Genomic DNA, 23818 nt, shown 5'->3' on the forward strand with positions numbered 1-23818 from the left:
CCGGCCAATGACTAGTCCCCGGACACGAACACGACGCGGCGCGCTGCTGTGGGTGGCTTTCTTCTTGGTGGTCGCTACGGCGTTGACGTGGATGGTCTATGTCACGCTGCGCCGCGACGTCAAAGGCCCCACGGCCCGCTATGGCGCCCTGTTTACCGATGTTTTCGGGCTTCGTGAGGGTGACGATGTCCGGGTCGCGGGGGTGCGAGTTGGACGGGTACAGAAGGTCGAACTCGACCAAACGCTGGCGCGCGTGTCGTTCATCGTGCAGCAGGGCCAGCCGATTCTCACCGACACCATCGCATCGATCACATACCAGAACATTGTCGGTCAGCGCTATCTGGCGCTTGCCCCCGGCCGCACCGGCCGCGGCATCCCGATACCGCCGGGCAGTGTCATTCCGGTAGAGCGGACTGAGCCATCCTTCGATATCGGCACGCTACTCAACGGCTACGAGCCGCTGTTCGCGGTGCTCGATCCGGATCAGGTCAACAACTTCACCAAAGCGGTCATTGCGTCACTTCAGGGCGACACTTCGGCTCTTGCCACCCTTGTCAACCAGACATCAACGCTGACAGCGACTTTCGCCGGTAACGACGACGCCCTGGCCAACGTGATCGGCAGCCTCGACAGGGTGGCCGGCGGCCTGGCCAGCCAAAGCGCTGAATTCGAGCACACGATCGCGCAGACGCGCCAGATGGTCTCCCAATTCAACAGCAGGCGTTCGGAATTGGTCGAGTCGACCGGCAACATGGCGGCGGTGGTCCGTCAGTTGGGCGGCATCCTCGCAGATGTCAACCCGCAAATCCGTCAAATCCTGGACCGCCAGCCCGGTTACACCAAGCACCTGCTGGACATCGAACCTCAGGCGGCCTTCGTGGGAATGAATACTCCGCTGTTACTCAAGGGCCTGGCCCGCGTGTTCGGTCAGGGCACCTACATGAATGTGTATGGCTGCGATGTCAACTTCTACGGGTACTTCCCTGGCCTCAACGACATGGTCCCGATCATCGTGGCCGCGGCGACGCCCGGTGGAAAGCCCATGTACACCCCGAAATGCAGGAATGTCACCGATGGCTGAACGAATAAAGCACCTTCGCCCGCGACTGCGCCCGCTGGCCTCGTACAACAAGACCTGGCTCGGATTCGTTGGGCTGTCACTGGCAGTAGTCCTGATTGGGGCGCTGCTGCTGGTCAAGCAAGCAGGCATCGGCTATCGGCGCTACACAGCGGAGTTTCTGCAAGCGGCGTCCTTGCAGCCGGACAACGTGGTCTCGGTGGCAGGTGTACCGGTGGGCAACGTCATCAGCGTTCGTCTGGCAGGCAACCATGTTGAAGCCCGATTGCGGGTCAAGGACAATATTGCGCTCGGCCGCGACACTCGGGCTGCAATCAAGATCACAACAATTTTCGGTTCCCGCTACATCGACCTGCATCCGACGGGTGCTGGTGTACCACCGGGCCAGACAATCGATTTGGCCCACACCGAGGTGCCCTACGATCTGCAGGCGGCGCTGGCCGACTCGACCAGAACCTTCGAGCAGGTTGACGGTGATCGAATTGCATCATCGCTGACCGTCCTCGGCCAAGCGCTGAACGGTCTGCCAGACGTCTTTCCGCAAGCGCTAGAGAATGTCCGCGCGTTGTCTTCGGTGATTTCCCAGCGTCGCGACCAACTTGGGACACTGCTCAAGAGCACGCAGAACGTCACCTACATATTGCGTCGCCAGCAATCCGACCTCGGCAGCATGATTCGGCAGGGCCAAGACCTGATCGGAGAGTTCGTCGCACATTCAGCGGCCTTCCACGCAATGATGCAGGCCTTGACGCAGGTCGTCGGCTCGCTGCGCACAATCGTGGTCGATGACCGGGCCGCGCTTGAAGATGTCGTCCAAACGATGGAGCAGCTCAGCGCAAAACTCGCCGAACAGGATGCGCTCTTCAGGAACTTGTTGGAAATCGCCCCAGTGCCGGTCAGGGAGCTGGCCAATGCGTCCGGCTATGGCAATGCGTTGGAACTTAACGCGGCCGCCGGACCGCTGGTCGACTCGTGGATGTGTGCGATTAGCGGCCGCGCCAAGCAGTTCGGTTTGATCCAATACTTCAAGGACTGCGCATGACACACCGGCATAACCTAATTCGGGTTGGTGTAGGCCTCGTGGTCGTCGCCGCCCTCGCGTGCGCTGGCTGGTACGGGTTGGCCCGCGACCGCGGACCGATCGTGGTGACGGCCCAGTTCGACAGTGCCGCTGGCCTCTACGAGGGCAATGCAGTGGCAGTGCTCGGAATACCGGTGGGGCATATCACCAAAATCGTCGCGAAATCCGGCTACGCCGAGGTGGAATTCACTGTCGACCGCGCGGTGCAGGTCCCGGCGGATGTGCAGGCGGTGACCATCTCGACATCAATCCTCACCGACCGCCAGATCGAGCTGACTCCTGCCTACCGCGGTGGGCCCACGCTGCGAAATCACGACACCATCGGGCTGACCCGTACCAGGGCACCCGTTGAGTTCGACCGGGTCCTCGGGATGCTGGACAGACTAGCCGGCTCTCTACAAGGGGACGGCCGGGGTGGCGGTCCGGTGGCTGGCGTTCTCGATGCCGGGTACGACGTTGTGAACGGCAATGGGCAGCACCTCAAGGAGGCGTTCGACGAGCTGTCGAAAGCGTTGCGGCTCGGCGCCGATCGCGGAGTGCATACCCGTGAACAGATGACCGCGATTATCGAGAATCTCAGTTCACTGCTGGATGCGGCGGCGAAGAATGACTCGACGTTGCGGCAGTTCGGATCGACCGTACGCCAACTCAGTCAGATCATGGCCAACGAGGGCTTCGGTTCTGGAACCAGCGGCCAGCAACTCTACGCGTTGATTCAACGCACTGGAGACATTCTCAATGCCAACCGCGAAGCCATCGCACGCGGAATTGCCAACGGCAACACCACCATACAGTCGATGGTTGATCGGCAACGGGAGGTCACCGAGTTCTTCGATGTGCTGCCGTTGATGGCCGACAACCTGTACAACGCGGTCGATCAACGTAACGGTTCGATTAGAGCCCACCAACTGACCGACCGCATGATCTTCGACTCGCAGTTTGGCAAGGAGGTATGCAACCTGATGGGCTTGCGGCAGCTTGGCTGCAGTACCGGCACCTTGCAGGACTATGGGCCCGACTTCGGTCTGACCTATGTGCTCGACGGTCTCGCCGCGATGGGGCAGAAATGATCAGGCGGCTATCCGGCAGGCCGCGTTGGCGGTTGGGGATTCTGGCGACCGTGCTCGCCACCACTGCGTGTTCCACGAATGGGTTGGCTGATCTGCCACTTCCGGCCCCGGGCCTGGGTTCGGGCGGCTATCGGATAACCGCCATCTTCGCAAATGCGCTCAATCTGAACGAACACGCCAAGGTGAAGCTCGGCGGCGCAGACATAGGCCTCGTCGAGTCGATGACGGCTCGCGACTTCAACGCGGTGACCACGTTGCGCATCAGGAGCGACGTGCGGGTGCCGGTGGGCAGTGGCGCCGAACTGCGCACCGCAACACCGTTGGGGGACGTCTTTGTGTCGATCGTCCCGCCGAGCCAGCGTGCTGCGGATACCCCAACGCTCCAAGATGGCGACACCATCGCGCTGAACAAGACCGCGACGGCGGCCACCGTCGAATCGGTACTGAGTTCGGCGGCCATTCTGATCAACGGTGGTGTGGCTCATAACTTGACCAACGTCATCAATGGGCTGGGCAAGGCCGCCGGCAATGACGGCGAGGTGTATGGCGAACTGATCCGGAAGTCCAATGAATTGCTGGGAAAACTTGACGCCCGAACCGGGCAGCTCGAAGACGCGATGTCGCAAACCGAGCATTTGGCCGCCGAACTCGACCGCAAACGAGAAGTGATCGCCGAGTTGCTACAAGCCACCGACCCGGCCACGAGCGTACTGGCAGCAGATGCCAGCCAGATCTCCGACTTGCTGTTATTGATGGGGGGCGCGGCCACCGAGCTGAAGAAGTTCCCGTCGATTGCCGGCACTGACAGCAGCGGCAGGAGCGTCATCAAGGACGCCAATGCTGTTGCCGCCGCGTGGAACGATGTGGCGCTGGACCCCGACGCACGGTTGTCGGCCTTGTCGAATTTGTACGCGCCATTCGTCAAACTCACTGCGGGCACCTCAATCTCGGGCAGCGCCGGGATCGACAGACTGGTCCTTGGTTCCATTCCGGACATCGGGTTCGGCGGGGACCCAGGCCTACATGGCCCCAAGCGGTACGACTGGCGCAAGTTCATCGGTTCGTTGAAGTTCACGCTGTGGCGACTTTAGGAGCGCGTTGTCGGTCAGGGGCCGCCGCAATGACCGACGTCGAACCCTCCTTGACCAACATGCGTGGCGGCCGACACACCTGGCTGTCATGCGTTGGTTTGTTGCTGACCCTGGTGGTGTCGGTCGCCTACCTGCTAATCGGTGTGCTGCACGTCAGGCCGTTGGCTTCCAACTACGCCCTTACCGTCGAACTGGGCCAGTCGGGCGGGTTGCTGCCCAACCAGGACGTTGCCCTGCACGGCGTGCAAATCGGTAAAGTCGAGTCGCTCGAGATCTCTCGGACCGGTGTCACGGCCATACTGCGAATCAATGCCGGCGTGCGCATTCCGGTCGCCAGTACGGTCCGGGTATCGGCGTTGTCACCGGCGGGCGAACAATACGTTGACTTCAACGCCACCTCTGGTGAGGGCCCCTTCCTCAAGAACGGCGACGCGATCTCACAAGATCGCACCACCACACCGGTGACGCCTGCCGAACTCTTGCAGCATGCCGATGGCGTACTGGCCCAGATCGATCCAGCCAAGCTGGCGGGGATCAGGCGTGAGTTGAACCTGAGCAAAGCAGCGCCGGAAAAGTTGACCGCGATTGTCGACGGCGGGGTCTTCCTCATCTCCACCCTGGATTCGGTGCTACCGCAAACGGTCAGCCTGCTCAGGAACAGCCGCGTGGTGCTATCTGCTGCTATCGATGTGAATGACGGCATCGACGCTACCGCTCGCAACGTTCATCAACTGCTAACCGGCGTTTCGTCCATGGATGACGGGTACCGCCGCATGGTCGACCAGACACCGGGGGTGCTAGAGGCCGCGGACAACCTGTTCAGCGATAACTCCGACACGATGGTCCAGTTGCTGGGCAACCTGACGACCGTCGCAAAATTGTCGTATCTTCGAGTACCCGCGCTCAAAGCGTTGTTTCCGGACTACCGCGGTTCGGCGTTGGAAGCATTCATGAGCACCATGCACGATGGCGGACTCTGGGCCACGGCGGACTTGTATCCGCGATACACCTGCGATTACGGCACGCCGAGCCATCCGCCTTCGGCAGCGGATTACCCGGAGCCGTTCCTGTACACGTACTGCCGCGACGACGATCCGGCGGTGCTGATCCGGGGGGCTCGAAACGCGCCGCGACCGCCTGGCGACGACACCGCCGGGCCGCCACCGGGGGCAGACCTGGGAGCGACCACCGGCCCCACACCGCAAGGCCGCTTTACCATCCCGACCCCCTACGGCGGACCAAGGCTGCCGATCGAACCGCCGCACTAGCGATCAGGGTTCGGCCACACCGTGAACAAACAGACCCCATGCCCACCGCGTAACCACATCGCCCCAGGTGTGGGGCTAGACAGCGGCCGCCGGCCTACCGAGACATGGCTCGGAAACAAAATGCGCATGGACATCGGCCGAAACGGAGCAGTCCCACCCTGACCGACCGGCCCAGTTCGCCTTGGAGTCATCCAACCCGGCGCATCGTGGGTTACCGGCTACTGCGAATCCTGGAATGCACGCTCCCACGACGGATTCCCGGGATTCCCGGGATTCCCGGGATTCCCGACGACCGAAACCTTCGGCCTACCTCTCATGGATTTTGGCCGGCGGATGGGTCCGCCACGCCTTGTGGAAGCCCATTCACCGAGCGATGCTTCTTGCCGAATACGCGCGACCGTTTGGCGCAAACGTCGGTCACTCCAACAATTTCCGCTGCTCCGTCAGGGGCGAACCCACGCCAAAGTCACGGCCACCACCGGAGATGCGGCTGCTGCTGCGTCTCCCGCGTGAGACCTGGAACGAGGCCTGCCGGGTTGTTAGTGCTGGTCTCGGGCTTGTGTTGAGACAGCGTTCGTATCGTGCTGCGAGAGAGCGTATTTCGTCTTGTCGGAACTTGCTGAAAGCAGCGTCGCGGTACTGGCTGCCCTGGCTAGCCTGACGCCACGAATGGCAGGGCGGATGGAGGCGCGGCATGACATTTCTCAATGTGCTCCCCGAGATGGTGGCCGCCGCGGCCGCAGACTTGACGAACATTGGTTCGTCGATGACGGCGGCTAACGCGATGGCGGCCGCGTCGACCACGACAGTGCTGGCGCCCGGGGCTGACGAAGTGTCGGTGGCGATTGCGGGGTTATTGCGCTTACACGGGCAGCAGTACCAGCAGTTCGGTGCGCACCTGTCTGAGCTCCATGCCCGGTTCACACAGATGTTGAGCGCTGGGGCCAACGAGTATTCGCAAGCCGAGGCGGCCAATGCCACGTTCACGGCCAGTTCCCTGCAGACTTTGCCGCTAGATGTGCTGAACGCAGTCAACGCCCCCTTCCAGGCGTTCACCGACCGCCCGCTGATCGGCAATGGTGTCGCCGGTGCGCCCGGCACCGGACAAAACGGCGGAGCGGGTGGATGGCTGATCGGCAACGGCGGGGCAGGAGGCTCGGGAACACCCCCGGGCCTGGGCTCTGCCGGCCGTACTGGCGGGACCGGGGGAGCCGCCGGACTGATCGGCAATGGCGGCGCCGGTGGCGCTGGCGGTGCCAGCACTAGCGGAGTCGGCGGAGCCGGCGGCGCCGGCGGGGCGGGCGGATGGCTCTTCGGGGCCGGCACCACCGGGGGACAGGGCGGCGCCGGTGGCGCCGGTGGGTTGTTCGGGCCCGGCGGTACCGGTGGTGCTGGTGGTACCAGCTTCGTGGACGCGGGCGGGGCTGGTGGTGCCGGTGGGGACAGCGGGTTGCTCAGCGGTCTGTTCGGGACCGGCGGTGGTCACGGAGGGCTCGGTGGAGCTGGTGTTACCGCCGGAGGCGACGGGGGTGCCGGGGGTGACGGTGGTCCGTTGATCGGTCGCGGCGGTGACGGTGGCGCCGGTGGACTCAGCAATAGCGTCGACGCCGTCGGCGGGGCCGGCGGGGTCGGCGGCAGCGCCGGCCTAGTCGGCGACGCCAGGGCCGGCGGGTCCGGCGGCAGCGCGGGGCTGTTGTGGGGCAATGGCGGCGGCGGCGGGGCAGGTGGTCTCAGCATCGCCAACACCAACGGGACCGGCGGTGTCGGCGGGGCAGGCGGGGACAGTGGCTTGCTGGGCGCTGGTGGGGCCGGCGGGTCCGGCGGCACCGCACTGCTTGGAACGGGCGGCACCGGCGGCGCCGGCGGCGCCGGCGGGATACTTGGCGGGACCGGGGGCCAGGGCGGCATAGGTGGATTCGGTGAAACCGGCGCGGGAGACGGGGGAAGCGGCGGCATCGCGGGCCTGTTCGGTAGCGGTAATGCCGGCGGTGCCGGCGGTTACGCCAACACCAGCGATGGCGGGCAAGGTGGCCAGGGTGGCGATGGCGGCGTGATCTTCGGTTACGGCGGCGCCGGTGGGACCGGAGGCGTCACCCCCGGCGGTACCGGTGGAATCGGCGGGGCCGGCGGCAATGGGGGGCTGCTGTTTTCCGGTGGAGGAGTCGGCGGAGCGGGCGGACTGGGCCCAAGCGGTGGATCCGGCGGCACCGGAGGCCACGGAGGTTGGTTCGGGGCCGCCGGGACCGGTGGCAGCGGCGGATTCGGCTTTTCGATCGCCGGCGGAGCGGGCGGGGCGGGTGGCGACAGCACCAGCGGAGTCGGCGGTGCTGGTGGCGCCGGCGGGGATAGCACGGTCACGGGCGGCGCAGGCAGGGATGGTGGCGGCGCGCTGCTGTTGGGCAACGGCGGCAACGGCGGTAACGGTGGCGCCGTTGTTACCGGCGGCACGCCAGGCGGCGGCGGCAACGGTGGCACCGGCGGTCTGCTACTCGGTGCAGACGGGTTGAATGGGTTGACCCAGACGATGTGAATTGCGCGCGCCGCCAGGGCGTTCCGGAAGGCGGTAGTCCCGATCCGCGGGGCCCGCTAGCCCGCACTGGGCCGCCGATTTTGCTGACTTCGTGCTTGCGTGCCAGATCGGCGCCGTCGCTTGGACACCTGAGTCTGGGACAGCCCCAGGGCTCCGGCGTTGTTGATTAGCGGGCTTGTGAGCTGGGGAATTGTGGATTGAGGAGGTCTAGGCGGCGGTTGGCGGTCAAAGCGGTGATCCGGCAGGCTTCGGCGATGTTGTCGGCGCCGTTGAGGCGGTGCAGATTGATCGCGGTGTTGCGTAGCGTTGCTAGGACCTGTGCGCCGTTTCCGGTATGTGCCCTTTGACGGTCTTCGTCGAAGGTGACGTCGCGTATCCAGTGCAGGCTGTTCTCGATTCCCCAGTGTTGACGCATCCAGGTCATGATCGCGGTAGGGCGGGCGTGCTCGAACGGCAGGCTGCAGATGGCATAGACCACCTCCACGCTGCGCTGGTCGGTGGCGGTGATCAAGCGTTCACGAGTGATCCGGATGATTTGTTTTGCGTAGGGGAAGCCGATTCCTCGTGCAGCGGTGATGATTTGCAGGGTGCGGGTCTCGACACGGCCGTGGCCGCGGGAGTCGTCGGTAGCGGCTGTGGGCACCTCGGCCCAGGGCAGCGCGGTGATACGCGCAAGTATTTTGGCTTGGTTGGACTTGACGATCATCAGGTAGTGCGACTTCAAGGTGGCGCAGATCAACTTCGCGGTGACGACCTGGGTATGCATCGCATCCACGGTGACCAGCCACCGCAAGCTACCCGGCAGCAGCGTGAGCAGGGCACGTACGCAGGGAATTTCATTGCTTTTCTCGGCGACAGCGAGTTGACCGAGCACCAATCGGGCACGGTGGGCGAACACCGACACGAGATGCGTGGCTGTCGCTTTGGCGCGTAAAGCACCACGCAGCATCTTGCCGTCCAACGCGATCGGCACCAATCCACTGGGGTCGCTGCTGGCCACGTGTGCAGTGAAGTAACTGCCCATCCTGGCGTTGAGGTCGGCGGGGTCTAGCCGAGACAAAACAGCGCGGAAGGTCTTCTCACTGGGCCGCCGGAACCGGACCCCTAATTGGGCCAACACATCATCGGGAGCGGTGGCCGCCCATGTGGCAAAACCAGCATAGCCGCGCATCCCCGCGGCAGTGGCCAGAACCGCGATCGCCAACAAAGCCATCAGCGAATACCTCCGACCGCGTGGGTCCCTCGGGTCTGGCACCGAGGCCAACACATCGAGAAACTCCGATCCGATGAGCTCGCTGCGCTCACCAGGACTCCAGCGGTCGAACACCTCTGGAACCGACGACACAGGCAATACTGAAACGGTAGGCACGGGCAACTCCAGACCAACGACGAACAGTAACCAACTCGATCGTTCTCCAGATAGCCCGTGCCTACACTCCGGCCCCAATAGCGCGGCACCAAAGATCATCAACCCAGCTCACAAGCCTGCTAATCAACAACGCCGGAGCCCTGAGACCTACCCGTTCGAGTACTTCGTAGGCGGCTTTGCGGGCGGCCCGGCGGGACTGCCCCTTCAACACCGGCACCGTCGCGACATTGTCGATCACCCGCTGATGGGGCATCAGCCCCGCGTTTTGGATGACGTAGCCGATTCCGAGGCGCAACTTCACCGGGTTCACCGTGGAGACGTCGGTGCCGTTGACGGTGACGGCGCCCGAACTCGGCTCGACCATGCGATTGATCATGCGCAGCGCCGTCGTCTTGCCACAGCCCGATGGGCCGACGAAAACGGTCAGCATGCCGTCGGCGACCTCGAGGCTCAGTTGGTCCACGGCGGTGGTGCCGTCGGCGTACACCTTGTCGACATTGTCAAACCTGATCAATGCGTTTCCCAGTTGGCCTCTAGGGTCGGATCGGATGATCGAAGCCGTTGTCGTGCAGCCATTTCCGTGCGGCCTCATTAGGGTCGATGCCACCGTTGCCCGATACCGAAGCGTTGAGCTCAGCCACGCCTTCGGTGGTCAACTTTGCGGACACCGCATCCAGGACGTCTTTGATGCGATCGGACTTCTTCTGCGAATTGAGCAGCGGCACAATGTTGCCGGCCCGAAAGTTGTGCTCCGGATCGGCGAGCACCACGAGGTGGTTCTGCCGGATCGCCGGTGACGTGCTGAAAATGTCGGCGGCGTCGACCGTTCCGTCCAGCAACGCGCGCACTGTTACCGCGCCGCCGCCGTCGTTGATCGTCACGAAATTCTGAGGTGAGATGTCGAGCCCGTATTTCTCGCGCAGCCCACGCAATCCGGACGGCCTGTTCTGGAACGCCGAGGGCGCCGCGAACCGCAGATTCGCGGAATGCGGGGCCAGGTCCGCGATCGTCTTCAGGTTCCACTTGCCGGCGGTCGCACTGGTGACGGTGACCGTGTCGGTATCCGAAGCCGGCGACGGCGTGAGAACCGACAGATCGCCGGGCAGCCGCCGGTAGAGCTCCAGTTCGACGGCGTCCAGCAGGGTCACGGTGGCGTGTGGGTCGAAGTACAGCAAGAGGTTTCCGATGTACTCCGGAACCAGATCGATGGAATGGTCCTTGAGCGCCGGGATGTAGGTTTCGCGGCTGCCGATTCCCAACCGCATTCCGACCTCGAAGCCATTTGCCCGCAACGCCTGTGCATAGAGTTCGGCGACAATCTGCGATTCCGGGAAGTCGCCAGACCCGACCACGATCGAGTTGATGTCACAGCTGGTGGTCCCGAACGGGTCCGAACTGCCACAGGCCGCGACCGAACACACCATCACAACGCACAGCGCTGCGGCGAGTGTTGCGCGGCACATGCGCCGCAGCGTCCCCATGCACCCGACACTATCGTCCGCAATGGTGTGTTGCCGCGCAGACGTGAAAGCGCAGCAAAGTTGCCAGCGGAGATTTAATTACCTTCACCGCGGAAAAAAGGGTAAACATGACGGTATGAGCAGCAACCAATCTGGCTCAGCTGGTCCCCCACCCCAGACCAAAGCGCCCTCGACGCCGGCGCCAAAGCCCGCTCCGAGTTCGGGGGAACCCCCGATCAAGTTCACCCGGGCGGCCGCGTTGTGGTCCTCACTGATCACCGGCTTCCTGGTGCTGATCGTCTTGCTGATCTTCATCGCCCAAAACACCGCCTCGACGGCTTTCGCCTTCTTCGGCTGGCATTGGAGCCTGCCCCTGGGCGTGGCGATATTGCTGGCGGCCGTGGGGGGCGGTTTGCTGACCGTCGCGGTCGGCACCGCGCGGATTCTGCAGCTGCGCCGCGAGGCGAAAAAGAGTCACGCGCAGGCACTGCGGGCCACCAACCCCGGGCGTTGGCCGGCCGCGCACGCCAATCGGGCTCGCACCCCGGAAAACCCGGGCAGACATTCGATCTGAGGCTAGGAGATCGGCTTGCTGATCTCCGCCAGGCCACGAGGGATCAACGGCGAAACGACCTCGGGGGCCTCATCGGAGGCATCGGTTTTCCCATCGGCCAGCTCGGACATGCGTCTGCGGAAGTCGATACCGGCGGCGATGATGGCGAGTTTGAAGTAGGCCAACGCCATGTAGAACTCCCAATGCCCCAGCGACATCCCGGAAACCAGCGAATACCGGTCGGCCAACTCGTCGGCCGTCGGTAGCAATGGGGACGTCCAGGCGGCCTGGGTGTTGACGATCAGGTCCAGTGCGGGGTCGCGATACACGCACATCAGCGCCGCGTCGCTGAGCGGATCCCCCAGCGTCGAAAGTTCCCAATCGACCACCGCGCGAACCCGCGTCGGGTCATCGGCGTCCAAGATGGTGTTGTCGATCCGGTAGTCGCCGTGCACGATCGACGTGCGACTCTGCGTCGGAATAGCTTGCTGCAGAGCCGAATGCAGTCGCGCGACGTCGCCGTCACGGCGGTCGTCAGGCAACCGCACCAGGTCCCACTGCGACCCCCATCGACGCACCTGACGCTGCAGGTAGCCGTCGGGTTTGCCGAAATCGCCAAGCCCAACGGCGCCCGGATCGATGCTGTGCAGGTCGACGAGCACCCGGATCAGTGAGTCAACACAGCCGTCGATCGCCCTGCTACCCAGCACTTCGAGCTGGGCCCGCCGGCGCACCACCTGCCCGGCCACGAACTCCACAATCTGGAAGGGCGCGCCCAGCACCGTGTCGTCCTCGCACAGCGCGATCGCGCGGGCCACCGGAACCGGGGTGTCCTGCAGCGCCGCCACCACCCGGTATTCACGAGCCATGTCGTGCGCCGAAGGCGTCAACCCATGCAACGGTGGCCGCCGCACCAGCCAACTCGTCGCATCGTCGTAGACCCGGAATGTCAGATTGGAGCGGCCGCCGGAGATCAGCTCGCCGCGTAGCTCACCCTCTCGCCCCAGACCGAGTGAACGCAGATACCCGTCCAGCGCGGCCAGGTCGAGGCCGTCGAGTCGGTCTACCGAAGTCACCGAACTTGTTTACCACCGCCCACCACCCATTTGCTCCCCGGGCGTGTCGGCACGTCGAAATTCGTCGGCGGCAGCTGCCGCTGGGCTACCACCGCTGGTTTCGGGGCAGCAGATCCCACACGTGTTCGGTCGAATTCACCGTGGCCACCGTGGCCTGGCCGGTCCGCGAGAACAGCAGCCGGGTGATCGAGGCGTAGTCGATAGGAAACGACAAGAGCCGCGCGGTCCCCAGAATCTCGTGCAGCACCACGTTGATCACTCCGCCATGGCTGAACACCGCGACCGTGTCGTCGGAGCCAGCCGCGGACACCACGTCGTCAACCACCGCACGAACCCGCGCACGAAAGGCGTCCTCATCGACCGCGCTGGGCAGCTTCCCCTGCGCCATCCGCGCCCACTCCTGGGGCTTCTCGGTGCGGATCTGCTTGACGGGAATGTAGTGCGGCAGGTCGCGGTCGTATTCGGCGAAGCGATCGTCGATGTCGATGGCCAGGCCGCGCGCGGTCGCGACGGGTTCGGCGGTCTGGACGGCACGGCGCTGTGGACTGCTGATCACCCGGGTGATGGGGAACCGGGAAAGCGCCTCGGGCAGGCGGCTGACCTGCGCTACCCCGGTGTCGGACAGGACCGGATCCGAACCTTCGCCATGCTCGCTGCGCAGCGGCAGCGCGTGCCGGACCAGCAGCATCTGCATATGGGCTCCCATGCGGTGGTTGGTGTGGTGCGCTGCCCACGGTCGGGGTCGCTCGGCCCAGCCTCGCACGTGGCCTCGCCGCATGGGGTGGCCGGTGCCCGCTGTGGTGGCCATTGTCCGAGCGCGGAAATCGTGGGTTCATGCCTGGTTTGGGCAGGCGCTGGCCGGGTTGTGGCTTTCGCGGGTGAGCCCCCCCGGTTTGCGTGCGTGAGACGCGAACGGTGTCTGACGGTCAGCAATGTTGCTGTTCATCACCGCGGGGTTGAGACGGCCGCGAGAGCGTGGTCCGGGGTGGCCCTTCTCAACATTTGATGGCGGATTTGATTCGCCAATACGGCGCTGGCCTGCGCATTTATCGTCAGCGATGTTGTTGGGCCAAAGGCCTTGTCGACCGATGGGTGGTGCGCTGTGTCGTTTGTGAATGTGGCTCCGCAGCAGTTGAGTGCGGCGGCAGCGGAGGTGGCCGGCATCGGGTCAGCGGTGAGTACTGCCAGCAGGGCGGCGGCGGCTCCGACGATGGGGTTGTTGGCCGCTGGCGCCGATGAGGTGTCGGTGGGGATCGCTGCGTTGTTCGCCGATCACGCGCAGGAGTACGAGGTGGTGCTCGAGGAGTTTCTGGACGGCCTGCAGGGAGGGTTCGGGCGGACCCTTGACGCCGCCGCGAAGGCCTACGCGAGTGCGGAGGCCGCCAGCGCCGCCGCGTTGGGGCAGGTGTGGGACGCCACGGCCGGGCCGACCGCAGTGCTGTCCGGTGCCTACGAGGCGGCGGCCGCCACGGCCAAAGCCGGGGAGGGCCCGGTGGGGGTGGTGCAGGCGGTGATCGGCGCGGAATCTGACGCATTGTTGGTGCAGCCAGCACATACGCTGAGCCAGGCCTGGATCACCAGTCCGCTGGGCCAGGTGGTGGATCCGGTGATCAATGCGCCGTTCGAGGCAGCAATCGGGCGGGACTTGATCGGCAATGGCGCACCGGGGGTGGCCGGAGTCAACGGCGGCGCGGGCGAGGCGGGTGGCTTGCTGTTCGGTGATGGCGGGACGGGGGCGGCGGCCACGGCCACCACCGTTGCCGGCCGCGGTGGAGATGCGGGGTTGATCGGGACCGGCGGAGCCGGCGGCCGCGGTGGATTGTTGCTCGGCGACGGCGGGGCCGGCGCGCCCGGGGCGGCGTCGTTTGACCCGAATGTTGCCGGGGGCGCCGGAGGCGCCGGCGGTGACGCCGGGAAAATCGGCGATGGTGGTCGCGGCGGCGGCGGCGACGGCGGGCACGGCGCCACCGGTACCGCCGGCGACGCGACCCATCTCGAAGGCGGCAGGGGTAGTGACGGTGGGGCCGGCGGCAAAGGAGGCAACGCCGGCGACTACGGCCACGGTGGGGCCGGCGGCACGGGTGGCCAGGGCGGCCAGGGCGGCACGGGCGGCGCCGGGCTCACCCCGGGCGACAAAGGGTTTCAAGGCGGTCTCGGGGGTAGCGGCGGGGTTGGCGGGGCTGGCGGCGAGGGCGGCCTGATCAAGGGCAACGGTGGCGCCGGCGGGGCAGGTGGCATCGGCGGGACCGGCGGCATCGGCGGTGACGGCTCACGAGGCGATACACCTCTAGGTCCCTTCAATGTTGACGGCCATTCCGGTGGGGACGGCGGTCGCGGCGGCCTCGGCGGCAACGGTGGTCACGGCGGCGTTGGTGGTGGGCACACCGCCGGAAACGGATTCAACGACGGCACCACGGGCGCCGGCGGTGCCGGCGGGCACGGCGGGAGTGGCAATCAGGGCGGTTACGGCGGCCTCAGCGGTGATGAATCGAGCAGAGCCGCCCAGGGCGCCACCGGAAACGACGGTAACGGCGGTAACGGCGGCAAGGGCGCCAACGGCAATGCCGCACTCGGCGCCAACCGCAACGGCGGCAATGGCGGTATCGGCGGTACTGGTTTCATCGGCGGCAACGGCGGCAACGGCGGCAACGGCGGCAACGGCGGCAACGGCGGCAACGGCGGCAACGGCGGCAACGGCGTCGCCGGCGGGGCCGGCGGAAACGGCGGAAACGGCGCTGCCGGAGTCAGCGCGGGAGGCGCAGGAGGCGCCGGCGGCGCCGGCGGTGAGGGCAACGGCGCCAACGACGTCGACGGCGGAATCGGCGGAAACGGCGGCGCCGGCGGAAACGGCAACGGCGGCACCGCAGGCACCGGCGGCAAAGGCGGGGATGGCGGCACCGCCAGCGATGACGGGGTTGGCGGCGACGGTGGTGGCGGGGGCCGAGGGGGCGACGGCAACACCCGATACACCCCAAGAGGAAACGTCGGTGGCCACGGCGGCAACGGCGGCGACGGTGGAAACGGCGGGATCAACGCCAACGGCGCGGCCGGCGGCGCGGGCGGCAACGGTGGCGCCGGCGGCGGCAGCACGTTGTTGGCCAACGGGCACGGCGGGGCCGGCGGGAATGGCGGCAATGGGGGCATCGGCGGCGAGAATGCGTCCAACCGCGGGGCGACTGGTGGTGCCGGCGGCGTCGGCGGGATTGGTGGCGCCGGCAGCCTCTCCATCCACGGCGGCGGTTACGGCGGGCTTGGCGGGAACGGCGGCACCGGCGGTGCCGGAGGCGCCGGCGCCAATGAAACCTACGGCGGGAGTGGCGGTTCCGGCGGTGCCGCCGGCAACGGTGGGGTTGGTGGCCTCAACGGCGTCGGTGGAAACGGCGGGGTCGGCGGCCACGGCGGCAACGGCGCCAACGGCCAGTTCAACGGCGGCAACGGGGGCAAGGGCAGCGTCGGCGGCACCGGCGGCGCCGGAACCACCGCCGGCAATGGGGGCCACGGCGGGACCGGCGGGACCGGCGGGACCGGCGGTGACGGCCAGGCCGCTGCCGGCGTTGGTGGTAGCGGGGGTACCGGCGGCAACGGTGGTTCCTCCAACACTGCCCACGGCGTCGCCGGCAAGGGCGGGGCTGGCGGCGACGCCGGCCGCGGAGCACAGACTGGCGCCCAAGGCGGGCACGGCGGCAAGGGCGGGCTTGGCGGAGACAACGTCTACGGAGCCGGCGGCTCGGGCGGCGACGGCGGGCGCGGCGGCTCGGGCGGCTACGCCGGTAACGGTGGCCCCTGGTCAAGTCCCGGCACCGGCGGCGGGCGCGGCGGCAGCGGCGGCGCCGGTGGAGACGGGGCGGGCACGTTCGCCGGCAACGGCGGCAACGGCGGCCTAGGTGGTGCCGGCGGCCTGGGCACCGACGGCTACGGCGGCTGGGGCGGCGAGGGCGGGTGGGGCGGCAACGCCGGCACCACCAGGGTGAGTTCCGCCGTCGGCGGCTCCGGCGGCAATGGCGGCCACGGCGGCACCAGCACCCTGAACGGACAGCAGGTTGTCGGCAGCGACGGTGGCCCCGGCGAAGGCCCCGGACCAAACCGCTCGGGCGGCGAGGGAGGCAGTCGCGGTCGCCCTGGTGGCCGCTAGTCGCCAACGTGATGTTGGCCCGCAGGGCCCCGGCGCGGCAGCCACGAGACGGCGTTGCCGCGTGGTGGAGATGAGCGGGTTGGGTGGGGATGGGTGAATTTTCCCGGAAAACCGGAATCGTCGGTTTTCAGATGGCTAGTATCGCTGTGCTCACGGTGTGGTGATTGCGTGTTGGTGTTGGGCGAGCTACCAGTCGGGGGAGACGGTTATGTCTTTTGTGTTTGCTAGCCCGGAGGTGTTGGGGACCGCTGCCGCCCAGGCGGCGGTGATCGGCTCGGGTGTGCAGACCGCCGGGGCGTGGGCGGCGGGGCCGACCACGGCGTTGGCGGGAGCATTGGGCGCCGATGAGGTGTCGGTGGCGGTGGCCCGGCTATTTGATGGTCATGGGCAGGCCTATCAGACGATCAGCGCGCAGGCGGCGGTGTTTCATGGCCGGTTTGTCGCGGCGTTGGATGCGGCCGCGGATTCCTATGCCGGGGCCGAGGCGGCGGGGGTATCGGTGTTGCAGAGCGCCGGCGCCGATGTGATGGGGGCCCTCAATGCCCCGACGATGGCCTGGTTGGGGCGCCCGCTTATCGGTGATGGCGCCAATGGGGTGGATGGCACCGGAGGCAATGGCGGCGCCGGCGGCCTGTTGTGGGGCAATGGGGGTCGGGGCGGATCGGGTGCGGCCGGTCAGGCCGGGGGCCGTGGGGGCAGCGCCGGGTTGATCGGTACCGGCGGTGTCGGCGGGGCCGGCGGGGCCTCCGCGAGCGGGGCCGGCGGTGTCGGGGGCGGCGGGGCGCCGGCGGCTGGCTGTTCGGTGCTGGGGGCCAAGGCGGGACCGGCGGCAATGGCCTGACCACCGCCGGGGTGGGGGGTCATGGCGGCGGCACGGGGTTGTTCGGGGCCGGTGGGGCCGGCGGGGCCGGCGGCATCTCGGGTACGGGTGTGGGCGGTGGCGGCGGTCATGGCGGTAACGGCGGCTGGGTGGCCGGCGACGGTGGAGCCGGCGGGGCCGGGGGCACCTCCAACACTGGGGCCGGGGGCTCCGGTGGAGGCGCGGGCCGAGGCGGCTGGATGTTCGGTGATGGCGGGGCCGGCAGGGCCGGCGGGGCGGGTGCCCAGGGTTTGACCGGACAAACCGGCCAGACCGGACACGACGGCGGGGCCGGCGGTGCCGGCGGTGCGGGCGGAGCCGGAGGCGCGGGCGCAACCGCGACGACCGCCGGGACCAGCGGCGGCAACGGCGGTAACGGCGGTGGCACCGGCTGGTTCGGCAGCACCGGGATAACCGGGGCCGGCGGTAACGGCGGCACCGGCGTTAACGGCGCGATCGCCGGCAACGGCGGCGCCGGCGCCAACGGTGATGCCCTGCACCTCGACGGCGGTGACGGCGGCAACGGCGGTAACCCCGGACTCGGCGGACTCGGCGGACTCGGCGGGGCCGGCGGCACCAGCGGCGACGGCACCGACACCGCCGCCCACGGCATCAACGGCACCACCCCCACCACCACCAACGGCAGCGGCGGACGCGGCGGAGACGGCTACACCTCCACCGACCCCACCCTCAACGGCGGCGACTACGGAAACGGCGGAAACGGCGGAAACGGCGGCAACGGCGCCACCGGCACCCCGTCACCAGCACCGCCAACCCCGGAACCGACGCGTCCGGCAATCAAACCCTCTTCAACGGCGGCACCGGCGACAACGGCGCCTACGCCGGCCAAGCAGGCGGCACCGGCGGCAACGGCTACGCCGACTTCGACCAGCCCTTCGGCGGTAACGGTGGCGACGGCGGCAGCGGCGGACCCGGCGGCACCGGCGGCACCGGCGGCACCGGCGGCACCGGCGGCACCGGCGGCACCGGCGGCAACGGCGGCGGCACCGGCGGAACAGGCGGGGCCGGCGGCACCGGCGGCCTCTACGGCGACGGCGGCAACGGCGGAACGGGCGGCACCGGCGGCAACGGCGGCATCGGGGCTACCGGAGGCACCGGCGGAGACGGCGGCATTGGCGGGAGCAGCGAGGCAGGGGCGGCCGCAGTTGGCGGAGATGGCGGTGACGGCGGCACCGGAGGCACCGGCGGAAACGGCGGCACCTACGGACAATCCGGCACCAACGGCACCGGCGGAGACGCCGGCAACGGCGGCAGCGGAGGCGACGGCGGCACCGGCGGCAACGGCGGCGCCGGAGGCGAAACCCCCTCAACCCAGAGCCCCGACGGTCAGCCCGGGGCAACCGGGGCGATGGGGGCTAGCGGCCAAGACGGCATCGCCGGCGCCACCCCCGGCACCGGCACCGGCGGACCCCCCGCCGGTGGACCCGACGGGAACGGGGGTGACGGCGGACCCGGCGTCCCTGGGCCCTAAGTGGCGATGCCCTGCTCGTCGCTGGGGCGCTGCTATATCCACGGCTCGCGCGCGTTCACCGAATACTCGGCGTATCAGACCACCGGGGTTCCGTGCGGCCACTGCTCGTCCGGGCCCGCCCCACTCCCACCGAGAATGCTATTCTCCAAAATGAGAGTTTGGAGTGCGGCCGATGGAGACCGAAGGCGGGACCTCGCTGAATGCGGCTGTTCTGGGGCGCTGGCTGGATAGCCGCCATGCGCCCGGCAGCGGCGAGGAGCCCGTGCTCGAGCAGCTCGGGGGCGGTTCGCAGAACACGCTGTATCTGGTGCGCCGCGGCGATCAGAGCATGGTGCTGCGCATGCTCGGCCCGCGTGCCGACGTGGCCCGCATTGACGGCTTGTTGCGCGAGATCCGGCTGGTAAGGGCCCTGTCCGGCACCGACGTGCCGCACGCAGAACTGATCGCTACCGACGAGACCGGATCGGTGCTGGGCATGCCGTTCTACCTGATGAGGGCCATCGATGGATGGAGCCCGATGGACGGCGGGTGGCCCGCACCCTTCGACACCGACCTGCCAGCCCGCCGCGGGCTGGCGCTGCAACTCGTCGAGGGGGCGGCCAAACTGGGCCGGGTGGACTGGCGCGGCCAGGGCCTGGAGGGCTTCGGCCGCCCGGACGGATTCCATGAGCGCCAGGTCGACCGGTGGCTGCACTTTCTCGCGGCCTACCAGGTGCGCGAACTGCCCGGGCTGGACGCGGCCTCGGACTGGTTGCGCCGCAACCGGCCGGCGCATTACACGCCGGGCATCATGCACGGCGACTAACAGTTCGCCAATGTCATGTTCGCCCACGGGGAACCCGCCCGACTGGCCGCGATTGTGGACTGGGAGATGACCACGATCGGCGACCCGCTGCTGGATCTGGCCTGGTCACTGCTGGGCTATGACGGTGAAGAGCCGCGCGCCGACGGGTTCTATCTGGACATGAGTGCCATGCCGAAGCGCAGCGAACTGCTCGAGCACTACGAGAAGGTCAGCGGGCTGTCCACCGACAACATCGACTACTACCTGGTGTTGGCGAACTGGAAACTGGGCATCGTGCTGGAGAAGACCTACGCCGCCGCCGTGCGCGCCGGGCCCCACACAGGCGGGGTGGATCCCAAGATCAAGGACGCATTCGCTGCGATGATCCCCCGGCTGATCGCCACCGCCGCCGAGCTGGCCCGCGCAACCAAGGCGCGTTGAAATGGGTTATGCCGACCAGCTTTTCGACCTCACCGACCACGTTGTCCTGATCACCGGGGGCAGCCGCGGCCTGGGCCGGCAGATGGCCTTTGCGGCGGCACGCTGCGGCGCCGACGTGGTGATCGCCAGCCGCAACCTGGATAACTGCGTGGCCACCGCCACCGAGATCGAGTCCGAGACCGGGCGCTCCGCCCTGGCCTATCAAGTGCATGTGGGGCGCTGGGATCAGCTCGACGGGCTGGTCGCGGCGTCCTACGAACGCTTCGGCAAGATCGACACACTGATCAACAACGCGGGCATGTCGCCGCTCTACGACAAGCTGAGCGACGTCACCGAGAAGCTGTTCGATGCGGTGCTCAACCTCAACCTCAAGGGCCCGTTCCGGCTCTCGGCGTTGGTCGGTGAGCGGATGGTGGCTGCCGATGGAGGCTCCATCATCAACGTGAGTTCGGCCGGTTCGCTGCGCCCGAGCGCCGACATCATTCCCTATGCCGCGGCAAAGGCCGGGCTCAACGCGATGACCGAGGGGCTGGCGCGGGCATTCGGACCGACGGTGCGCGTCAACACATTGATGGCCGGGCCGTTTCTGACCGATGTCAGCAAGGCCTGGAACCTCGATGCGGCCACGCAGAATCCATTCGGCCACCTAGCCCTGCGGCGCGCCGGAAACCCACCCGAAATCGTCGGAGCGGCATTGTTTCTGGCTTCTGACGCATCCAGCTTCACCACCGGATCGATCTTGCGCGCCGACGGCGGCATTCCCTGAAAGACAGGAGCACGCGAATGCCTTGGGACTTCTCCACCGAACCGGAGTTCGAGAAGGAGCTCGACTGGATCCGCGGGTTCGTGCGCGAGGAGGTGGAACCGCTCGAGGTGGTGTTCCCCGGCTGCGAGTTCCTGCCGCTCAACGATGAACGCCGCCGCATCGTGGATCCCCTCAAACAACGAGTTCGCGACGAAGGCTTGTGGGCCCCACATTTGGGTCCGGAACTCGGCGGGCAGGGCTTTGGCGCGGTGAAACTGACCCTGATCAACGAGATCCTGGGACGCAGCCCCTGGGCTCCGATCGTGTTCGGCACCCAGGCACCCAGGCACCCAGGCACCCGACACCGGCAACGCGGAGATCATTGCGCGGTTTGGCACCCCGGATCAAAAGGACCGCTACCTGCAGGGCTTGCGGTCCGGCGAGATCTTCTCCTGCTTCTCCATGACCGAGCCGCAGGGCGGTGCCGATCCGCGCGTCTTCACCACCCGCGCCGTCCGCGACGGTGACGATTGGGTGATCAGCGGGGGCGGCCCAGCAATTCGGCTGGCCCAATGATCAACAGCGTCCGCTGAGTTGCCGGGGCTACTGCGGTCGGCAACTCAGCCGGGCGGCACGCCGGATCGTTGCCACGCGTCAAGTGGCAGGGTGATCAGCCCGGCACGGGAAATCGGCGCTGCTCGCCCAGCCGATCGAGGGCCGACTGCATCACCGAGCGCACGTGGGCGTCGACCTGCGCGACGTCGGGGTCGGTGCCGAACTGGGCGGCAATGTCGATCGGCTCCAGTACCTGATAGACGATTTTGGCCGGCAGCGGAAAATTGGCGGGAAAGAACATCGTCAGGCCGAACGGTAAGCCGATGGTGATGGGAAGAATCTCTATCCGGATTCGTTTGAGCCCCAACCGCGTTGCCAGCCAGTTGCCGCGACTGACAAACAGTTGAGTTTCCTGGCCGCCGATCGACACCGCCGGCACAATCGGCACGCCGGCCCGCATTGCGGCCCGGACGTAGCCCGTACGGCCACCGAAATCGATGACGTTCTGCGCCAGTGTCGGCCGGAACGCGTCGTAATCCCCGCCGGGAAAGACCAGCACCACCCCACCCGAACGCAACGCCGCCGTGGCGTTGTCCGGACTGGCATGAATGACGCCGAGGCGGCCCAGCGAGGCGCGAAACGGGGTGATGAACACGCCATAGTGGGCCAGCGTGTACAGCGGGCGCTGGTAGCCTAACTTGCCGTACAGGGCGGGGGCCAGCACGTTCCAATCGGGCGTTAACACCCCACCGGAATGGTTGGACACCACCAGCACGCCGCCGGTCGGCGGGAACGACTCCAAACCGCGCACCTCCGACCGAAACCACCGCTTGATGACGGGAGTGACCGCCCCGATCACCGTCGAGGTGAAGCCGCGATCCCACTTGGCGATCTCGGGGCCGTCGATTTCGTTGCGGTTCATGAGCTCCCGTCACGGCGAGGGTGTCGGCAATTTGATTATGCCTGGCAAAAGCGTGCCGTAACCGAGGACTAATGGCGTTCGATTGCGGGTCGAAAGGCCCATCCAAAAAGGCCCGTCAATCGATAACGTCGGTTCAGCGGTGGTGCCCCGGGGGGTCGCGTTAATAGGTGGCCAGGAGTGCGGCGATGAGCGTATTGATGACCGGTTTCCCCGGCTTTCTCGGCAGTGCCTTATTGCCCGGCATCCTCAGGCGCACCGACAGTTCGGCAATTTGTTTAGTCCAGCCCAAATTCGCCACCCAAGCCGGTGTGCGGGTGGCCGAGTTGAGCGCCGCCGAACCGGAGCTCGAGGGCCGTATCCGACTGGTTCAGGGAGATATCACCCGGCCCGGACTGGGCCTGGCGCAAGCCGATCTCAGCGATGTCACCGAGGCGTGGCACCTGGCGGCCGCTTATGACCTGGCGGTGGCACGCGACGTAGCGGTTCGAATCAACGTCGACGGCACCCGCAACGTCCTTGACGCGCTGGCACAGTGCCCCAACTTGACCCGTCTGCACTACTTCAGCACCTGTTACGTCAGCGGCCGTTACGCCGGTCCGTTCGGTGAGGATGACCTGGAAGTCGGCGCCCCGTTCAACAACTACTACGAGGAAACCAAGCATCTGGCCGAGGCCGACGTGCGGTCCCGGATGGCTGCGGGCATGCCGGCCACGATCTATCGCCCGTCGATCGTCGTCGGTGACAGCGCTACCGGCGAGACCCAAAAGTTCGACGGGCCATACTTTGTCATGCAATGGCTGTTGCGCCAGCCGCACCGGGCGATCCTGCCGGTCGCCGGTGACCCCACCATGACGCGAGTCAATGTGGTCCCGTGCGACTTCGTCATCGACGCGGTGGGTTACCTCAGCGGACTGTCGCAATCGCAGGGCCGCACCTATCACCTGGCCGATCCGCGGCCACTGACGGTGGACGAGATGACCGACGTCCTGGCCCGGGCCACCGGCCGGGACGTCACCAAGGTGCCGCTGCCGCGCAAGCTGGCCAAAGCCTCGCTGGCGCGAGTCCCGGGGTTGTACCGCCTGATGCGGATCCCTCCCGAAGCCGTCGACTACTTCTCCCATCCCACCTTCTATCTGACCGACCACTGCCGTGCCGACCTTGCCGGCGGCCCGGTGGTCGGGCCACCGCCGTTCACCGCTTACGTCGATCGGCTCGTGGAGTTCATGCGCAACCACCCGGAGGTTGGCTCCGCGGCGATGTTCTGAATCGGCCGGATGCGGGCCCGCCCGGATGCGGGCTCACAATGCCGCAC

General features: G+C 67.1%; 14 protein-coding genes and 5 pseudogenes. 13 read left to right on the forward strand and 6 right to left on the reverse strand.

The window, feature by feature from the left end; translation table 11 throughout:
* Nucleotides 1–7 precede the first annotated feature (7 nt).
* The 6 genes from MPSD_RS00885 (at nucleotide 8) to MPSD_RS00910 (ending at nucleotide 8118) form a co-directional block, all read left to right on the forward strand.
* Entirely contained in the window at nucleotides 8–1081 is a 1074-nt protein-coding gene (locus MPSD_RS00885) for an MCE family protein (protein WP_036426039.1), read from the forward strand.
* Entirely contained in the window at nucleotides 1074–2120 is a 1047-nt protein-coding gene (locus MPSD_RS00890) for an MCE family protein (RefSeq protein ID WP_015354007.1), read from the forward strand. The genes MPSD_RS00885 and MPSD_RS00890 overlap by 8 nt, the downstream gene beginning before the upstream one ends.
* Complete coding sequence (locus MPSD_RS00895) at nucleotides 2117–3229, forward strand: MCE family protein (protein WP_086085607.1); 1113 nt, start codon at nucleotides 2117–2119, stop codon at nucleotides 3227–3229. Before MPSD_RS00890 ends, MPSD_RS00895 begins: the two co-directional genes overlap by 4 nt.
* A complete protein-coding gene (locus MPSD_RS00900) occupies nucleotides 3226–4320 on the forward strand; it encodes an MlaD family protein (protein WP_086085606.1) in 1095 nt (364 codons plus the stop codon). The genes MPSD_RS00895 and MPSD_RS00900 overlap by 4 nt, the downstream gene beginning before the upstream one ends.
* Before the next feature lie 29 nt (nucleotides 4321–4349).
* Nucleotides 4350–5588, forward strand: coding sequence for an MlaD family protein (locus MPSD_RS00905; protein ID WP_015354009.1), 1239 nt, complete (start codon nucleotides 4350–4352; stop codon nucleotides 5586–5588).
* Nucleotides 5589–6282: 694 nt separating this feature from the next.
* On the forward strand, nucleotides 6283–8118 hold the full coding sequence (locus tag MPSD_RS00910) for a PE family protein (RefSeq protein WP_086085605.1): 1836 nt from the start codon (nucleotides 6283–6285) through the stop codon (nucleotides 8116–8118).
* A gap of 166 nt (nucleotides 8119–8284) precedes the next feature.
* On the opposite strand, the gene MPSD_RS00915 is transcribed toward MPSD_RS00910, so the two are convergent.
* From MPSD_RS00915 to MPSD_RS00930, 3 genes and pseudogenes are all read right to left on the reverse strand, one after another.
* The gene (locus MPSD_RS00915; protein ID WP_420811994.1) at nucleotides 8285–9487 is read right to left on the reverse strand and encodes an ISAs1-like element IS2404/ISMul1 family transposase; all 1203 of its coding nucleotides are present in this window, start codon (nucleotides 9485–9487) and stop codon (nucleotides 8285–8287) included.
* A gap of 142 nt (nucleotides 9488–9629) precedes the next feature.
* Nucleotides 9630–10001: pseudogene (locus tag MPSD_RS00925) on the reverse strand (ATP-binding cassette domain-containing protein); the annotation flags it as partial.
* A gap of 19 nt (nucleotides 10002–10020) precedes the next feature.
* Nucleotides 10021–10968, reverse strand: a complete 948-nt coding sequence (locus tag MPSD_RS00930) for an ABC transporter substrate-binding protein (protein ID WP_011741979.1) — start codon at nucleotides 10966–10968, stop codon at nucleotides 10021–10023.
* A 115-nt stretch (nucleotides 10969–11083) separates the two neighbouring features.
* Between MPSD_RS00930 and MPSD_RS00935 the strand changes: the two are divergent.
* Nucleotides 11084–11440: pseudogene (locus MPSD_RS00935) on the forward strand (LapA family protein); the annotation flags it as partial.
* Between the two features lie 83 nt (nucleotides 11441–11523).
* Here MPSD_RS00935 and MPSD_RS00940 read toward each other — a convergent pair.
* Nucleotides 11524–12576: a phosphotransferase family protein gene (locus tag MPSD_RS00940; RefSeq protein ID WP_020785331.1), complete on the reverse strand. Its 1053-nt coding sequence runs from the start codon at nucleotides 12574–12576 to the stop codon at nucleotides 11524–11526.
* Between the two features lie 85 nt (nucleotides 12577–12661).
* Nucleotides 12662–13270, reverse strand: coding sequence for a histidine phosphatase family protein (locus MPSD_RS00945; RefSeq protein WP_086085691.1), 609 nt, complete (start codon nucleotides 13268–13270; stop codon nucleotides 12662–12664).
* A gap of 408 nt (nucleotides 13271–13678) precedes the next feature.
* On the opposite strand from MPSD_RS00945, the gene MPSD_RS30080 reads away from it, so the two are divergent.
* From MPSD_RS30080 to MPSD_RS00970, 5 genes and pseudogenes are all read left to right on the forward strand, one after another.
* The gene (locus MPSD_RS30080) at nucleotides 13679–16708 is read left to right on the forward strand and encodes a PE family protein (RefSeq protein WP_086085690.1); all 3030 of its coding nucleotides are present in this window, start codon (nucleotides 13679–13681) and stop codon (nucleotides 16706–16708) included.
* Between the two features lie 208 nt (nucleotides 16709–16916).
* Nucleotides 16917–19059 (forward strand): annotated as a pseudogene (locus tag MPSD_RS00955) (PE family protein).
* 172 nt (nucleotides 19060–19231) lie between these two features.
* Nucleotides 19232–20284, forward strand: a pseudogene (locus MPSD_RS00960) (phosphotransferase family protein).
* 1 nt (nucleotide 20285) lies between these two features.
* Nucleotides 20286–21050 carry an SDR family NAD(P)-dependent oxidoreductase gene (locus tag MPSD_RS00965; RefSeq protein WP_015357573.1) on the forward strand — a complete coding sequence of 255 codons (765 nt, stop codon included), beginning with the start codon at nucleotides 20286–20288 and terminating at the stop codon, nucleotides 21048–21050.
* A 17-nt stretch (nucleotides 21051–21067) separates the two neighbouring features.
* Nucleotides 21068–21575, forward strand: a pseudogene (locus MPSD_RS00970) (acyl-CoA dehydrogenase family protein); the annotation flags it as partial.
* Nucleotides 21576–21699: 124 nt separating this feature from the next.
* On the opposite strand, the gene MPSD_RS00975 reads toward MPSD_RS00970, so the two are convergent.
* Nucleotides 21700–22506, reverse strand: a complete 807-nt coding sequence (locus MPSD_RS00975; RefSeq protein ID WP_020785321.1) for a lysophospholipid acyltransferase family protein — start codon at nucleotides 22504–22506, stop codon at nucleotides 21700–21702.
* Nucleotides 22507–22691: 185 nt separating this feature from the next.
* Here MPSD_RS00975 and MPSD_RS00980 point away from each other — a divergent pair, with 185 nt between their 5' ends.
* Nucleotides 22692–23771, forward strand: coding sequence for an SDR family oxidoreductase (locus MPSD_RS00980; RefSeq protein WP_020785320.1), 1080 nt, complete (start codon nucleotides 22692–22694; stop codon nucleotides 23769–23771).
* The last annotated feature ends 47 nt before the right edge of the window (nucleotides 23772–23818 follow it).

This window comes from Mycobacterium pseudoshottsii JCM 15466 (assembly GCF_003584745.1).
GTDB classification, from domain to species: Bacteria; Actinomycetota; Actinomycetes; order Mycobacteriales; family Mycobacteriaceae; genus Mycobacterium; species Mycobacterium marinum.